We start from the raw sequence: 15,826 nt of genomic DNA on the forward strand, positions 1-15,826 counted from the left end.
GAATATTATGCGTGTAAAACATAAGAAGTGGGCGGACCCATTAATGGCGGAACACCCTGAGTTATTGGTTGACGATGCAGCAAAGTTTAAGGGAAAGTGGCAATCGCGCTTTTCGAAGAAACAGCCTCTTCATCTTGAAGTGGGAATGGGGAAAGGGCAATTTATTATTGGAATGGCAAAAGCACATCCGGAGATAAACTTTATTGGTTTGGAAATTCAGCGGACTGTTGCCGCAATTGCTTTAAAAAAGGCCCTTCCTGAAAACTTACCTAACCTGCAGTTGATTTGTGGTGAAGGTGAGGAGTTAACTGAATATTTTGAACCTGGTGAAGTTGAGAAACTTTACCTGAATTTCTCAGATCCATGGCCGAAGAAACGACATGCAAAACGGCGATTAACTTATCATACTTTTTTGAGTGAGTATCAACTCATTTTGCAGTCACAAGGACAAGTTGAACTGAAAACTGATAATATGGGATTCTTTGAATTTTCCGTTGTTAGTATGAATAATTTTGGAATGAAGTTTGCTGGGCTTTGGCTTGATCTTCATAATAGTGATGAGAATGAGCATAATGTTGAAACTGAATATGAGCATAAGTTTGCTTCAAAGGGCCAGCCAATTTATAAGCTAACCGCAACAATGCCGAAAAAGGATAGCCTATAGGGATGATTAAATGAAATTAATTATTACAGATAGCGCCAATAAATGGTTTCAGGATAATTATGGCCTCAAATCTGGGGATGGAGTCAGAATTTACGGCAAAACCGTTCAACCACGGGATGTTCATCATGGTCCTTGGCAAGGATTTGCTCCAGAAAATGATTTATCAAATGCAACGATAGTCGAGAAAAAAGATGGAATTAACTATCATATTAATTTTAACGATAGCTGGTTCTTTTCGGGACTAGTAACGTTAATCAACTATCAGAATAATGATCAGTATCCAGCCTTCTTCTTTCAACGAGAAGAAAATGGGCAAACAGTAACTGCAGATAATTTTATTGGCGAAAATGTTGACGCTACTACCGGAGCTTCAAGTAAATTTGAAGATTACTGGGAATGATAAAGAGTATAAATATAGGGTCCCAACGCTCGGTAATGCCGAACTCTGGAACCCTATATTTTTCTATTCTAAAGTAGTTTTTAGTTATTTAATGATCGCTCAACCCGCTTCAATGAAAGAAGACTCCCTGTTTTTGCGTCAGCAATAAATTGATAATCAACTGGCTGGTCATCTTCTAAACGGGTAACACCGCCTTCGTAGGCTTCAGTTTTAACTGCGAAACGTTGATAGGGGATCCGGTGTTGGTTAATCCAACTACCAGTAACCTCTCCTTCGCGTTTGAAATCGTCGCGAATCATTTTGAGAATTTGGTCAGCTGAAATTCGTCGTTGACCAAACAACTTTCCAGCAAGGAACCCAACTACCCCAGATGCACCGAGTGTCACTGGTAATAACCAAGGATTGAGTGAATTATTAGAATCATTCATTTGATTAATTGCTTCCTTTGTCAGTTAGTATCAAAATTAATAATGTTAATTTTAACATTAACGGATAGAAAAAGCTAATTAAGAGCTAATGTGATAGCATAATGATATAATTACTTCAAATTTATCATGGAGGTAAGAAAATGGAAAAATTACCGCAAATGCAAGAGGATCAACTATTAGAAAAGATTAGTAAAGGAAAATACGTATTGTTCTTTGATGCTGGGTGGTGTCCCGATTGTCACTTTATTAAGCCAGCAATGCCAGAAATTGAACAAGATTTTCCAGAATACACCTTCATTGAGGTAGATCGCGATGAAAACATTGACCTTGCTGCTGAATTAAATATTTTTGGTATTCCAAGCTTTGTTGTTTACAGTGATGGCAAAGAAATTGGTCGCTTTGTAAACAAAGATCGAAAAACTAAGCAACAAGTAGAAGATTTTTTAAATGATTTGAAGTAAAATGGTAAACGGTAAAAAGAATGAAGGGGTCGGCGTATTGTTAATCACGATTCCCTTCATTGTTATTTTGATGGAGAAAGGAAAATCTGATGTTAATTTCTAGTTATAACCCTCAAGAGATGGGTGATGTTTTAGTTGTTATTACTGGTCCAGATACAACTGACCAAACTGTAAGCTCCAAGAAAAACGTTACACAAATTACTGCTGCTAAAGATGGACGCCTCCTTGGTTACAACTTCTTTAATGCCAGTGAAATTTTGCCGGAGTTAAAGGCCGAACGGGGACAAGTATTCTTAAGTGATGAGCAAGTTGCTAAATTGAATAAGGCTTTGAAAGAAGCTGGCTTTACTGACGAATTAATTGCTGATCATACTCCTAAATTCGTTGTCGGTTATGTTGAAAAAATTGAAGATCATCCTAAGTCAGATCACCTTAAAGTTACGCAAACACGAGTAGAAGATGGCAAGACAGTTCAAATTGTGTGTGGCTCTCCAAATGTTAAGGAACATATTAAAGTAGTTGCAGCGCGTCCTGGTGCAATGATGCCGAGCGGTAAGATTATCTGGCCTGGTGAATTGATGGGAGTTGAAAGTGAAGGAATGCTATGTGGCTTCCGTGAACTTCGCTTGAAAAATGCTCCTGACAAGAAGGGACTATGGATCATCCCTGACGATTGGCAAGAAACTGGCGAGGCGGTTGACTTTGAACGGGCCAATACTTACTTCCCTGCCGAAAACTAAACTGTTAATTTAACGATTGTTTGTGAAAGGAACCAGACTAATGGATAAGAAAACTTATTATTTTATTGGGATTAAAGGAACAGGGATGGCATCACTTGCGCGAATTCTTCACGACAAGGGAAATGAAGTCTTGGGATCAGACATTGAAAAGGAAACCTTTACGCAAGAACCATTACTAAAAAATGGGATTAAGATCTTGCCATTTGATCCTGCTAACTTAAAGCCAGGAATGATTGTTATTCAGGGAAATGCCTTTGGTGATGATCATCCAGAAGTAAAGAAGGCCCACGAACTTGGACTAACAGTCATGAGTTACCCTGAAGCAGTTGAGCATGAAGTGACTAGTCATACTAGTATCGGGATCGCCGGAGCGCACGGTAAGACTAGTACGACTGCCCTCCTAGCTCATGTTCTTGATGGCGTTGAACCTACTAGCTACTTGATTGGTGATGGTGTTGGTAAGGGAAATGCCAAGGACCGCTTCTTTGTATTTGAGGCAGATGAGTACCGTGATCACTTCTTAGCATATCACCCAGACTATGCTATTATGACAAACATTGATTTTGATCACCCTGACTTTTTTAAGGATATTGATGATGTTCGCAGTTCCTTTGAAACATACGGAAAGCAAGTTAAGAAGGCGATCTTTGCTTGGGGTGATGATGATAATCTGCGGAAACTCGATGTTGATGTTCCTGTATACTACTATGGAACAAATGAAAAGGACGATTTCCGTGCAGAAAATATCCAACGAACACCAGCTGGTTCGACCTATGATGCCTACTTTAAGGACCAAAAGTTAGGAACATTTACCATTCATCTTTATGGTGAGCACAGTGTTCTTAACAGCTTAGCGGTAATTGCCGTTGCTTACATGGAACATGTTGATATGGCAGATATTAAACGTGAGTTGGCAAACTTTACTGGAGTTAAGCGGCGATTTAGCGAGACCGATATTGCCGATGAAACACTGATTGATGATTATGCTCACCACCCAAGCGAAATTAAGGCAACCATTGATGCGGCTCGGCAAAAGTACCCGGATCGTCAAGTGATCGCCGTTTTCCAACCACATACTTATTCGCGATTAGCAGCTTATATTGATGGCTTTGCAGAATCATTAAGGAAAGCAGATAAGGTTTTTGTTACGCCAATCTTTGGTTCTATTCGTGAACAAGCTGGTCATGTTTCAAGTGAAGATCTTGAAGCAAAGATTCCTGACAGTGAAGGGATTGATATGGATACGATGACGAAGCTTCTCCACTATCATGATGCTGTGGTTGTCTTCATGGGTGCTGGGGATATTGAAAAATATGAAGATAAGTACAAAGAACTATTGAATAAATAGTTGGCAGGTTGAAGACTGCTATTAGATTTGTTATTATTTTGGAAAGGTCAGAGAAAGTCAAATTAAAAGGAATGATATAAATGAATAACTTTTCTGAACAACCGGAACGTCGGGTTGTTACCGATTCTGCAGGACTAAATCGGTTTTTGACTCGGATGTACGGTAACATGGTGGTTGCGATTTTAGTTTCTGCATTCTCTGCTTATTTAACGATGAATACATTTCGTCGTGAAGTTTTCGGTTACTTTGGTGCCCATCCAGCAATGATCTGGCTTGTCTTACTATTGCCAATTGCCTTATCAATGGGGATTAGTTTTAGTGCTACCAGAAATCCTGTTGGCGCCTTTTTAATGTTAATGCTGATATCAATCATTTATGGAGTTGAGTTTGCATTGATTGCTGGTGTTTATACTGGCGCAAGTATTGCTTCAGCTTTTGTTTCATCATCAGTGATCTTTATTGTAATGGCGATTTACGGGACCGTAACCAAACGGGACCTAACTAAGTTTGGATCACATGCAATGGCAGCATTAATTGCTTTGATTATTGCCTACATTATTAATATGTTCCTGCAAAGTCCAGCGATTGCTTACATTTTCTCTTTCATCGCAGTAATTATTTTTACTGTGCTGACTGGCTGGGATGCACAGAAAATGAAGCAGATTTATGTTAATTATGGTGATCAAGTTTCAGTAACTGGATTAGCGGTTTTGGGTGCACTTCAATTGTACTTAGACTTTGTTAACCTCTTTATTTCACTCCTTCAAATTTTTGGGATGAGTGAGCGAAACTAATTAAAAAGAAGAAGGTGAGAAAAATGTTTAGTTTTTCTCACCTTCTTCTTTTTCAATGGCTATTTTAATTAGGTTCATGGACTTTTTGATAATAATAAAATATATCAGTTAAGAAGATAATGGCAACTGCAACCCAAATCGTTTTCATCCGGAAGAAGGGCTGAATGATTGCTGATGAAATTGCGCCAAGGGTAAATGCTAAAACGACGATGAAGTAGTTAATAGCGATTTTTAAATCTTGTTGGCGATGGTGGTAGAGATATTCTGTGCCAAAAACCACTGACTTTTTAATGTTACCTGTAGTAAAAACACTGCTGTAACCGAGCCCCTCAATCTTACTGAAGGCAGTATTTAGTAACGCAAGGCCAAAGGAAACCAGACCAACTGAGAGATATGTAGGGAAGTCCTCAGGCATAGAACCCACGAATCCGCCAATAATTAGGATTGGGAAAAGACAAAAAATTCGCCAGTATTTGATATTTGCTTGAAAGGTAATGGCAACGATGATACCGATAATGTAGAGGATAATTGCACCACACCGGTCGATAATTCCAATAACATTATGATTAACCAACGCTGCAGCAAGAAAAACGATGTTCCCAGTTTGTGCTGCAGCAAGCGTATGACCACATTGAATATAGGTAAATGCATCAAGAAAGCCACCACAAAAAGTCATGATGATGGCAAACAGACGTGCCTCTTCAACGTGATGAGTATTAAGTAATTTGTTCAAAAGATCCCTTCTTTAATAAATGATAAAACCTTAACGATCTCATTAAATTCGTGAACAGGAAACTAACGGAGCCTTTCAATCTTTGGTACAATTATTAAGAATAAGAGAAGGAGCGGTATTAAATGGCAAAGCAACTATTATTAATTGATGGTAACAGCATTGTTTTTCGGGCATTTTTTGCGATGCACAACCAGATTGATAAATTTACTAACAAGGACGGTCTGCACACGGCAGCTATTTATGGCTTCAAATTAATGCTTGATCATGTTTTAGCAAATTTTCATCCAGATGCAGCATTAGTCGCTTTTGATGCTGGTAAGGTTACTTTTCGAACCAAAATGTATGGCGACTATAAGGGTGGCCGGAGTAAGACTCCCGAAGAATTAACCGAGCAACTTCCGTATGTCCGTGAACTAGTAAAAGATTCTGGATTACATAGTTATGAATTAAAGGGCTATGAGGCTGATGATATTATCGGAACCCTCGCTAAGGAAGGCGATGATGCCGGTTATGAGACGTTAATCGTTACAGGTGACCGTGACTTAACCCAACTCGCCAGTGAACATACTACGGTAGCAGTTACCCATAAGGGAGTTACTGATACTGAACATTATACGCCAGAACATGTTCAAGAAAAACTTGGGATCACACCGGCTCAGATTATCGATATGAAAGCTTTAATGGGTGATACTTCTGATAATTATCCTGGAGTTACCAAAATTGGGGAAAAGACCGCAATTAAGCTTGTAAAACAGTTTGGTTCTGTCGAAGGTATTTATGAAAATATTGATAAATTGAAAAAGAGCAAGATGAAAGAACACCTAATTGAAGAGGAAAAGGTTGCTCGACAGTGTAAGACGTTAGCCACAATTTTGCGTGACGCACCGGTTGAAATTAAGCTAACAGATCTTGAATATAAGGGCCCGCAAACAGAAAAACTAATTGATTTCTACCAGAAGATGGATTTTCAGTCATTCTTGAAGAAAATGGCTGTTTCACCAGATGATCAGGACACTGAAACTGCACCGATTGAGTATACAGAACTAACCGCTGATAACCTGGATCTAGTTGCTAAATTAGGTGATCGGGGAAGCTTTTACTTAGAGATGCCGGATCCAAACTATCATACTTCACCATTTGCCGGCTTTGCGCTGGGCAACGATAAACAGTGGTTAGTAAGTCGTGATCCTGAATTGCTGAAGATTCCTGAACTCAAAAACTGGTTAACGGATTCTAAGATCAAGAAGGACGTTTTTAATGCAAAAGCACAGATTGTTGGCTTGAACCGATTAGGAATTGCTCTTGATGGAATTGATTTTGATCTTCTTCTGGCATCCTATCTTTTGAATACTAATGACAATAGCAATGATCTGGGAAAATTAGCTCATGAGCATGGATATGATGATGTGCAAACGGATGAAGAGGTTTATGGAAAGGGAGCTAAGAGGGCAATCCCTGATGATGATCAGCTGTTCTTTCAGCACCTTGCCAATAAGGCACGGGCAATTGAACAATTGCGCCCTCAATTATTTGAACAGTTAAAGAAAAACGAACAGTTACCTCTTTATACTGATATTGAATTGCCACTAACCCAGGTCTTAGCCAAAATGGAAATTACTGGGGTTCATGTTGACGCGCAAACGTTAAAGAATATGGGGAGCAAGTTAACTGAACGACTCACGGAGATTGAAGAACAGATTTATCAAGAAGCTGGCGAAGAATTTAACATTAACTCTACTAAACAGCTTGGTAAAATTCTCTTTGAAAAGTTAAAGCTACCTGTTATTAAGAAAACTAAGACAGGGTATTCAACAGCTGTTGACGTTCTCGAAAAGTTAGCTCCCCAGGCACCAATTGTGGAAAATATTCTTCAATATCGTCAGATCTCAAAGCTTCAATCAACGTATATTAAGGGACTGCTAAAAGTTATTCATTCGAGCGATCAAAAGATCCATACCCGTTATTTACAAACATTAACCCAAACTGGACGCTTATCGTCGGTTGATCCTAATCTACAGAACATCCCAGTACGATTACCAGAAGGGCGGCTTATTCGTCAAGCATTTGTCCCGAGTCATGAAGGGTGGCAGATATTCTCTTCTGATTATTCACAGGTTGAATTACGAGTTCTCGCTCATATTACAGGTGATCATAATCTTCAGGAAGACTTTAAGAACGGTGAGGATATCCATGCCAGTACAGCTCGCCGGATTTTTCATTTAAAGCCGGATCAAGAGATTGACCGTAATATGCGTCGGCGGGCAAAGGAAGTTAACTTTGGAATTGTTTATGGGATTAGTGATTATGGGTTAGCCCAACGAATTCACGTTAGCCGCAGTCAAGCTCACGAATTCATCCAAAATTACTTTAAAGAATTCCCAAAGGTTAAGGATTATATTCATAACACGATTGAATTTGCACGGCAAAATGGGTATGTTGAAACGATTACTCATCGTCGCCGTTACTTACCAGACATTAATGCCAAGAGCTTCAGTCGGCGTTCATTTGCTGAACGAACCGCAATGAATACGCCAATTCAGGGAAGCGCTGCGGATATCATTAAAATTGCAATGATTAAGATGCAAGATGAATTAGAAAAGCGTCAGTTAAAGGCTAAGATGCTTCTCCAAATCCATGACGAATTGGTTTTCGAAGCGCCAAAAGAAGAGATTCCAGTATTGAGTAAACTGGTTCCTGATGTAATGGATTCAGCGGTTAAACTTTCTGTTCCGTTAAAGGTCGATAGTAAATATGGTGACACGTGGTATGATCTAAAGAAATAATTTGAGGAGGAAGGATAGATGCCGGAATTACCAGAAGTTGAAACGGTCCGTCGGGGATTATTAAAGATTGCTGCAGGGCGAAAAATCAATGGGATTGATGTTCATTATGGTAAGACAATTACTAATGATGTTGAACAGTTTAGGCAGTCGCTGATTGGACAAACAATCGAAACTGTTGACCGTCGTGGCAAATACCTTCTTTTTCGCTTTAGTAATCACCTAACAATGGTTTCTCACTTACGTATGGAGGGCAGTTACTATACACAGCCGGCAGGAGCTTCGGTTGATAAGCATACTCACGTTGTTTTTAAATTTACGGATGGAACAGAACTTTGCTACCGTGATACTCGGAAATTTGGCCGAATGACACTAGTAAAAACTGGCGATGAGATGACAGTTGGCGGGTTAAAAACAATTGGTCCAGAGCCCACTGCTACTGACTTTAAGGTTGACTACTTTAAACGAATCTTGCGACGAAGCCGTGGAAAAATAAAACCGTTTTTGCTTAATCAACGACATGTTGCTGGATTAGGAAATATCTATGTTGATGAAGTCCTTTGGATGAGCGGGATCAATCCTGAACAGCCCGCTAACACTCTTACTGATAAGCAGATCCAGGTCCTACATGATAACATTATTCAAGAGTTATCCAGGGCAATTGAGTATAAAGGGACAACTGTTCATACGTTTAAAAATGCGTTTGGCGATGCTGGTGCATTTCAGGAGCAGTTAAATGCATATGGTCATGGTGGAGATAACTGTCCGCGGTGTGGTACAAAAATGGTGAAAATAAAAGTTAACCAGCGCGGAACTACATTTTGTCCACATTGTCAACCGTTATTGGAGATGAAAAATGACTAAGCTGATTGGATTAACTGGTGGAATTGCAACTGGTAAATCAACTGTTAGTAATTTGTTAAGGTTAAGTGTGTGTCCGGTAATTGACGCGGATCAGGTGGTTCGTCAGCTCCAAACCGCACATTCAAAGGGGCTAGAACGGTTAACAGCAGTATTCGGGAGTGGGATCTTGAATGCTGACCAAACGTTAAATCGGCAGGCGTTGGGTTCCCTTGTATTCAGTGATCAAACTAAATTAGCTAAGTTGAATATGATAATGCAGCCATTGATTCGTGAAGAGATCTGGCAACAGGTAAAGAATTACCAAAAACAACAAATTCCGTATGTAATTTTAGATGCTCCGCTCCTATTTGAGGAAAACTATACTGATGAATGTGACCTGGTCGTGGTTGTTACTACCGATCATCAAATCCAGGTCCAACGATTAATGAAGCGGAATGGGTATTCGCAAACTGAAGCAGAGCAGAGGATTGACTCTCAGATACCATTAGCAAAGAAGAAACGATTGGCTGATATTGTAATTGATAATAACGGAAGTAAGGAAGAATTAAAACGACAAGTTGCTGGATTAATTGATCAGATGCATAATAATAAGTTATGATAAAATGAAAACTATTTAATAGTAAGCAAGGAGGAAGGCCAGATGCGTTGTCCACACTGTCATAAAAACGGTTCGCGTGTTGTTGATAGTCGGCCAAGTGAAGATGGCACTTTTATTAGACGACGTCGAGAATGCATTCACTGTGGTTTCCGTTTTACCACTTTTGAACGGTATGAAGAGACCCCATTATTAGTGATAAAAAAAGATGGAACACGGCAAGAATTTAGTCGTCAAAAGATTTTAAACGGAATTGTTAGATCCGCGGAAAAACGTCCTGTTAGCATGGAGCGCCTAACAAAAGTAACTGATAAGATTGAAAAAGAAGTTCGCAGCCTTGGTGAAAATGAGGTCTCCAGTCAGGTGATCGGTAAATTTGTCATGCAAGAATTGAAAGACATTGACGAAATTGCCTACATTCGTTTTGCAAGTGTTTACCGTCAGTTCAAGGATGTTGATGCGTTCATGAATGAGTTGGAATCTATGCTGAAAAATAGCGATAAGAAGTAAAGGGGAACGAGGCCATAATGACTAAAAGCAAATCAATATTTGATCCAGGGGCTGGATATATTGTTACTGCTAGCCACCAATGGTCGAATTTTAATGAAAATGTTTTTGAACTTTTTTATCAGCCAATATTAGGGACAGCTGCATTTGCAATGTTTCATGCCTTAAGAACACAGTTAACCGAAAAACCAGCAATTAGTGATCGGCATCTCCAATCTCAATTACTAGTTCAGCTTAACGCAGGGCTGCAGACAGCTGAAGAAGGCATTCAACGCCTGGAAGCAACCGGGATGCTGCGGACTTTTGCTCAAACTGATCAGCTTGGCGATTTATTCGTTTATGAGCTTCAGTCAACACTTACGCCAGCTGAGTTTATTAATGATAACCTTCTTAGTATTCTGCTGTTAGAGGCCGTTGGCGAGGCGCGTTTTAAGGAGTTGGGTGAATTTGCTAACCGTTTTACCTTAGAAAATCATCAAGCAACATTAAAAGAAATTACCCATAACTTCTTTGATGCTTTTCATGTTGATGATCAGCGGATTACACATTTACCGACAGAGATCGCTGCTACTCGCGAAAAAATAGTTAGTGAAAAGAAACCAGAGAAAGAGGTAGCTACCGTTGATTTTGACTGGTCGACCCTAGTGCAATTGTTAAAAAGTCAGCCCATAACCGAAAAGGATCTAAGTAGTAACCGTGATTTAATAGAAGTTGAGCACCAACTCTATGGAATTGATGGGCCGACAATGGCCCGACTGATTACCAAATCAACTGATTTGACAACAAGCAAAATTCGTCCGCAGCGACTTAAACAAATTATAGCTGGGGAATACCGGGTCGATGCTAAGCAGCCGGACAAAGAAAAAGTTAGTGAAGAAAAGAGAACAACTGCATTTTCGCAGGAAGAACAACAGTTAATTGAAACATGTAAATACTATGCACCGGTGACATTTCTTCAACAGCTAAAGCAACAGATGGGTGGCTTTGTGACTTCAGGAGAACGGGCGATTATTCGGAACTTAATTCAGGAACAACAATTAGATGCAGGCGTTGTTAATATTCTTTCATGGTATGTAATTGCATCGCTTAAACGCTCAACACTTCAAGCGAATTATGTAAATGCGATTGCTAATAACTGGATGCGTGCTGGAGTGGCGACCGCTGAAGAAGCGCTTGCTCATATCCATGAGTTTAACGATCAAAAGGCGCAGAAACGTACTAGTCGTCAAACAAACTATTATCGCCAGCGAACCACTACTGTTCGCGAAAAGATGCCAGCATGGGCTAATGAAGATGAACAGCAAATTAAGAAGTCAACACCAGAACAATTAGATCGACTTCGTCAGCGGTTAGCAAAGCGAAAAAAGTCGGGTGGTTCTGAAGGGGATGAGAGTAAATGAAATCGTTGAGTAAAACAATGAAAGAAATTATGAAGAGCCAGAATTTCGGTCCTGCTTACGAGCAAATGATTAGTCAGGTTCTGAATGATCCAGAAGTTGCCGCCTTCCTGAAGAATAATTCTCAAAAACTTTCACCACAAGCAGTTGAGCGAGGCGAGGCCAAGCTTTACGAATACTTTCACGAAAAACAATTGATTAATAAGGGAACGGCCACGGTAGCGCCGGGCTATTCCCCGCAATTGATTGTTAATGCGGGACAAATTGACGTAACTTATGTGCCTACCAAAAAACTGCTTGAGCAACAACGGCAAGCTCATATTAAGCAACTGGTTTCTTCAATTAATATGCCTAAGTTTATTCATGGTGCCTCCTTTGACCATTTCTATACTGAGGAACCATACCAAACAGAAACACGGAACATTGCTTTAAATGCAGCCCTTGATTTTGTTGATCAATATTCTCCAAATGAATTTCATCCCGGATTATATCTTTACGGTCGGTTTGGTGTTGGGAAGACTTATCTTTTGGGAGCAATTGCCAACGAGCTTGCCCAACAAAAGGGTGTTGCAACAACGATGATGCATTTTCCGAGTTTTGTTGTTGAGATGCGTAATTCAATTAAGACAAATAATTTGGGCTCAAAACTTGATGCGGTAAAAAAGGCTCCAGTATTAGTGCTTGATGATATTGGTGCTGATGCAATGACCACTTGGGCCAGAGACGATATTCTTGGTGTTATCTTAGAATACCGAATGCAAGAAGAACTTCCAACATTCTTTAGTTCAAACTTTTCAATGGATGAGCTTCAAGACCACTTGACGGTGAATGTAAAGGGAGAAGAAGAGCCGGTTAAGGCAAGTCGGATTATGGAACGGATCAAGTTCCTTTCTCGTCAATATGAAATGGCTGGGGCCAATCTTCGTGATAAAGGATAAAAATATTTAATGCTATCCCTTGACATTGAATGATCGCTTTAGTATTCTAGATAACGTTGAAAGAAAAAGCAGGAGCACCCGCTTCTCGCCTAGGTGATAAGGATCGCCGGGCTGACGAGTTAAATAAGAACAATAATAGTGTTGTTTATTATTAGCGGGGTGTAGAATGCACTCCGCTTTTTGCTTGATCTTTCGCTAATAAAATTGGAGGTGCGTTGCCATAGCTCAAGATATGATTGTCAATAACGGTATTCGTGCTCGTGAAGTACGGCTAATTGGTCAGGATGGCGAACAGTTAGGAATTAAGTCAAAACGCGAGGCGTTACAATTAGCTGAAGATGCTAACCTTGATTTGGTTTTGGTAGCCCCAAAGGCGCGGCCAGCTGTTGCCCGGATCATGGATTACGGAAAGTACCGTTACGAAATGCAAAAGAAAGAGCGTGAAGCTCGAAAGAAGCAAAAGACTGTAACGGTTAAGGAAATTCGGTTGAGTCCTTCAATCGATACGAATGACTTTAATGTCAAATTGAAGCGAGTTCGTAAGTTTATTGAAAAGGGCGATAAAGTTCGTGTTTCCTTACGATTCCGTGGTCGTGCTATCACCCATAAGGATATCGGTCGTGACATGATTGAAAGAATGGCCAAAGAAACTGAGGACATTGCAACAGTTGTACAACGACCAAAGATGGAAGGGCGGAGTATTTTCTTAACTCTTGCCCCAGCTGCTGATAAAGCAAAAAACTAATTTAAGAAAGTAGGGAATTTTTCTTATGCCAAAGATGAAGACTAACCGTGCCGCTGCAAAGCGTTTTAAGCGTACTGCTAATGGTGGATTCAAGAGTGGTAATTCATTCACCAGTCACCGTTTCCACGGTAAGACCAAGAAGCAACGTCGTCAATTACGTGGCTTGAGCATGATGGACAAGTCCAACGTAAAACGTTACAAGAAGTTACTCCCATTTAAGTAAACTTCGTTCGAAATAAGAAAAACACGTAGGAGGAATTCAACATGCGAGTTAAAGGTGGAACTGTTACGCGCGCACGTCGTAAGCGCATTATGAAATTAGCAAAGGGTTACCGTGGTTCAAAGCACCGTCTTTTTAAGACTGCTAAGGATCAAGTAATGAAGAGCTACACTTATGCTTTCCGTGACCGGAAGGTTAATAAGCGTAAGTTCCGTGAACTTTGGATTGCCCGGATTAACGCTGCTGCACGCATGAACGATATTAGCTACAGCAAGTTAATGCATGGCTTGAAGTTAGCTAACATTGACATTAACCGGAAGATGTTAGCTGATTTGGCTGTTAACGATGCTGAAGCATTCAAGGCTATCGTTGACGAAGCAAAGAAGGCTCTTAACTAAGAGTTCTTAAAATGAAGCAACGGTCATTGGTGAGTAGCCAGTGGATCGTTGCTTTTTTATTTTCCCAGATTAATTAGGCCGTTAAGAGTAGCGGTTGGAAGAAACAATCGTTATAATTAGAATAATAGTAATTATTTGAGAGGTATGACTTTGTTAGAAGAGTTTAAACCAACATGGATGGTAGAGAGTATTTATTCAGTTTCTCCTGAACAATTAAAGGCTCATGGTATTCGTGCTGTTTTTAGTGATTTAGACAATACTTTGATCGCTTGGAATAATCCGGAGGGAACACCGGAATTACATCAGTGGATGGCAGAACTAAAGGAAGCGGGGATCCCGTTAATTGTTATTTCAAATAATAACAAGAAGCGAGTTGCCAAAGCTGTTGCTAATTTAAAACTACCATTCATGTCACGTTCCTTAAAACCGTTAAGCTTTGGGATTACCCGAGCTCGTAAAAAACTAGGCTTAGCTAAGAATGAGGTAGTAATGGTTGGCGATCAGCTAATGACGGATATGCTGGCTGCTCATCAAGCTGGAGTTCGGAGTATTTTGGTTAAGCCAATCGTCCAAACTGATAAGTGGACTACCAGAATGAATCGGTTGATAGAAAAGTATGTCTGGCGTGAATTGCGCCGGCATTATCCGAATTTAAAATGGCAGGAGGATTTGAATGACTGAAGAAAAACAAAATCGTGATGATTTAAGATGTATTGGTTGTGGAGCAAAGATTCAGACAACTGATCCCAAAGAACCCGGCTATACTCCTCAATCAGCGCTCGAAAAAGGATTGAAGAACAACGAACTATATTGCCAACGGTGCTTTAGACTCCGGCATTATAATGAAATTGCCCCAGTTTCTTTGAGTGATGATGACTTTCTTCGTCTTCTTAGTCAAATTCGGAATGATAATGCGCTAATTGTTTATGTTGTTGATATTTTTGATTTTAACGGTAGTATAATTCCGGGATTGCATCGTTTTGTTGGTTCAAATCCAGTTTTACTTGTCGGCAATAAGGAAGACTTGTTACCTCGTTCGTTAAGACGTTCGAAGCTTCGTGATTGGTTACGTCAGCAAGCTAATTTAGCAGGATTACGGCCAATTGATACGGTTCTTGTATCTGCCAAAAAGAATCATCAAATTGATTACTTGTTAGAAGAGATTGATAAATATCGGCAAGAACGGGATGTCTATTTTGTTGGGGTAACTAACGTTGGTAAATCAACACTGGTTAACCAAATAATTAAACAACAAACAGGGATTAAAGAACTAATTACAACGTCTAAATTTCCGGGAACAACCTTAGATAAAATTGAAATTCCGCTTGATGATGGTCATCAGTTAATCGATACTCCAGGAATTATTCACCAGCATCAAATGGCTCATGTTTTATCAGCTAAGGATTTAAAGTATGTTTCACCACAGAAGGAAATTAAGCCACGGACTTATCAATTGGATCCGGAACAGACTATTTTTATTGGTGGAGTAGCTCGTTTTGATTACTTAACAGGTCATCATGCGGGGATAATTGCTTACTTTGATAATAACCTTCCCCTTCATCGGACAAAGCTGGGCAATGCTGATCGCTTTTATGAAAAGCATCTTGGCGAATTATTAACACCACCAACGAAAGACGAATTAAAAGAATTTCCACCATTAGAACGTCAAGAGTTTCACTTATCCGAGAAGAATGATGTTGTGTTTGAAGGCTTGGGCTGGATCACTGTTCCAGCAGGGACAACCGTTGCTGCCTGGGTCCCAAGGGGTGTTTCAAGTTTAGTACGGCGAGCAATGATTTAAAAAAGAGGTATAG

19 protein-coding genes and 1 other annotated feature are annotated in these 15,826 nt (G+C 39.9%); of the genes, 17 read left to right on the forward strand and 2 right to left on the reverse strand.

What is annotated here, in order from left to right; all coding sequences use genetic code 11:
* Positions 1-7 precede the first annotated feature (7 nt).
* Both trmB and HUK49_RS05210 read left to right on the forward strand, forming a co-directional pair.
* Positions 8-664 carry a tRNA (guanosine(46)-N7)-methyltransferase TrmB gene (trmB, locus tag HUK49_RS05205; protein WP_102169138.1) on the forward strand — a complete coding sequence of 219 codons (657 nt, stop codon included), beginning with the start codon at positions 8-10 and terminating at the stop codon, positions 662-664.
* A gap of 10 nt (positions 665-674) precedes the next feature.
* The gene (locus tag HUK49_RS05210; RefSeq protein ID WP_191912942.1) at positions 675-1,064 is read left to right on the forward strand and encodes a HesB/YadR/YfhF family protein; all 390 of its coding nucleotides are present in this window, start codon (positions 675-677) and stop codon (positions 1,062-1,064) included.
* 80 nt (positions 1,065-1,144) lie between these two features.
* Here HUK49_RS05210 and HUK49_RS05215 read toward each other — a convergent pair whose 3' ends face one another.
* Complete coding sequence (locus tag HUK49_RS05215) at positions 1,145-1,492, reverse strand: PepSY domain-containing protein (RefSeq protein ID WP_191910810.1); 348 nt, start codon at positions 1,490-1,492, stop codon at positions 1,145-1,147.
* 140 nt (positions 1,493-1,632) lie between these two features.
* Here HUK49_RS05215 and HUK49_RS05220 point away from each other — a divergent pair, with 140 nt between their 5' ends.
* From HUK49_RS05220 to HUK49_RS05235, 4 genes are all read left to right on the forward strand, one after another.
* Positions 1,633-1,953 carry a thioredoxin family protein gene (locus HUK49_RS05220; protein ID WP_191912943.1) on the forward strand — a complete coding sequence of 107 codons (321 nt, stop codon included), beginning with the start codon at positions 1,633-1,635 and terminating at the stop codon, positions 1,951-1,953.
* Positions 1,954-2,042: 89 nt separating this feature from the next.
* Complete coding sequence (gene ytpR / locus HUK49_RS05225) at positions 2,043-2,693, forward strand: YtpR family tRNA-binding protein (protein ID WP_191912944.1); 651 nt, start codon at positions 2,043-2,045, stop codon at positions 2,691-2,693.
* Between the two features lie 40 nt (positions 2,694-2,733).
* Positions 2,734-4,041, forward strand: a complete 1,308-nt coding sequence (gene murC, locus HUK49_RS05230) for a UDP-N-acetylmuramate--L-alanine ligase (RefSeq protein ID WP_191912945.1) — start codon at positions 2,734-2,736, stop codon at positions 4,039-4,041.
* An 80-nt stretch (positions 4,042-4,121) separates the two neighbouring features.
* Positions 4,122-4,835, forward strand: coding sequence for a Bax inhibitor-1/YccA family protein (locus HUK49_RS05235; protein WP_102169144.1), 714 nt, complete (start codon positions 4,122-4,124; stop codon positions 4,833-4,835).
* Between the two features lie 64 nt (positions 4,836-4,899).
* Here HUK49_RS05235 and HUK49_RS05240 read toward each other — a convergent pair whose 3' ends face one another.
* Positions 4,900-5,568, reverse strand: coding sequence for a YoaK family protein (locus HUK49_RS05240; RefSeq protein WP_191912946.1), 669 nt, complete (start codon positions 5,566-5,568; stop codon positions 4,900-4,902).
* 122 nt (positions 5,569-5,690) lie between these two features.
* Here HUK49_RS05240 and polA point away from each other — a divergent pair, with 122 nt between their 5' ends.
* From polA to yqeH, 11 genes are all read left to right on the forward strand, one after another.
* On the forward strand, positions 5,691-8,351 hold the full coding sequence (gene polA / locus HUK49_RS05245; RefSeq protein ID WP_191912947.1) for a DNA polymerase I: 2,661 nt from the start codon (positions 5,691-5,693) through the stop codon (positions 8,349-8,351).
* Positions 8,352-8,369: 18 nt separating this feature from the next.
* A complete protein-coding gene (gene mutM, locus HUK49_RS05250) occupies positions 8,370-9,212 on the forward strand; it encodes a DNA-formamidopyrimidine glycosylase (RefSeq protein ID WP_191912948.1) in 843 nt (280 codons plus the stop codon).
* Positions 9,205-9,810: a dephospho-CoA kinase gene (gene coaE / locus HUK49_RS05255; protein WP_191912949.1), complete on the forward strand. Its 606-nt coding sequence runs from the start codon at positions 9,205-9,207 to the stop codon at positions 9,808-9,810. Before mutM ends, coaE begins: the two co-directional genes overlap by 8 nt.
* Before the next feature lie 42 nt (positions 9,811-9,852).
* The gene (gene nrdR, locus HUK49_RS05260) at positions 9,853-10,317 is read left to right on the forward strand and encodes a transcriptional regulator NrdR (RefSeq protein WP_191912950.1); all 465 of its coding nucleotides are present in this window, start codon (positions 9,853-9,855) and stop codon (positions 10,315-10,317) included.
* 17 nt (positions 10,318-10,334) lie between these two features.
* Positions 10,335-11,714 carry a replication initiation and membrane attachment family protein gene (locus tag HUK49_RS05265; RefSeq protein ID WP_191912951.1) on the forward strand — a complete coding sequence of 460 codons (1,380 nt, stop codon included), beginning with the start codon at positions 10,335-10,337 and terminating at the stop codon, positions 11,712-11,714.
* On the forward strand, positions 11,711-12,649 hold the full coding sequence (gene dnaI / locus HUK49_RS05270; RefSeq protein WP_191912952.1) for a primosomal protein DnaI: 939 nt from the start codon (positions 11,711-11,713) through the stop codon (positions 12,647-12,649). The genes HUK49_RS05265 and dnaI overlap by 4 nt, the downstream gene beginning before the upstream one ends.
* Before the next feature lie 60 nt (positions 12,650-12,709).
* Positions 12,710-12,840, forward strand: a sequence feature (ribosomal protein L20 leader region).
* Between the two features lie 41 nt (positions 12,841-12,881).
* On the forward strand, positions 12,882-13,394 hold the full coding sequence (gene infC / locus HUK49_RS05275; protein WP_003717273.1) for a translation initiation factor IF-3: 513 nt from the start codon (positions 12,882-12,884) through the stop codon (positions 13,392-13,394).
* A gap of 25 nt (positions 13,395-13,419) precedes the next feature.
* Complete coding sequence (gene rpmI / locus HUK49_RS05280; RefSeq protein WP_003715352.1) at positions 13,420-13,617, forward strand: 50S ribosomal protein L35; 198 nt, start codon at positions 13,420-13,422, stop codon at positions 13,615-13,617.
* Positions 13,618-13,658: 41 nt separating this feature from the next.
* On the forward strand, positions 13,659-14,012 hold the full coding sequence (gene rplT, locus HUK49_RS05285) for a 50S ribosomal protein L20 (protein WP_003717274.1): 354 nt from the start codon (positions 13,659-13,661) through the stop codon (positions 14,010-14,012).
* A gap of 150 nt (positions 14,013-14,162) precedes the next feature.
* Positions 14,163-14,693: a YqeG family HAD IIIA-type phosphatase gene (locus HUK49_RS05290; protein ID WP_148444568.1), complete on the forward strand. Its 531-nt coding sequence runs from the start codon at positions 14,163-14,165 to the stop codon at positions 14,691-14,693.
* Positions 14,686-15,813 carry a ribosome biogenesis GTPase YqeH gene (yqeH, locus tag HUK49_RS05295; RefSeq protein WP_191912953.1) on the forward strand — a complete coding sequence of 376 codons (1,128 nt, stop codon included), beginning with the start codon at positions 14,686-14,688 and terminating at the stop codon, positions 15,811-15,813. Before HUK49_RS05290 ends, yqeH begins: the two co-directional genes overlap by 8 nt.
* Positions 15,814-15,826: the final 13 nt, after the last annotated feature.

The organism is Limosilactobacillus portuensis, from assembly GCF_014838735.1.
Classification (GTDB): Bacteria; Bacillota; Bacilli; order Lactobacillales; family Lactobacillaceae; genus Limosilactobacillus; species Limosilactobacillus portuensis.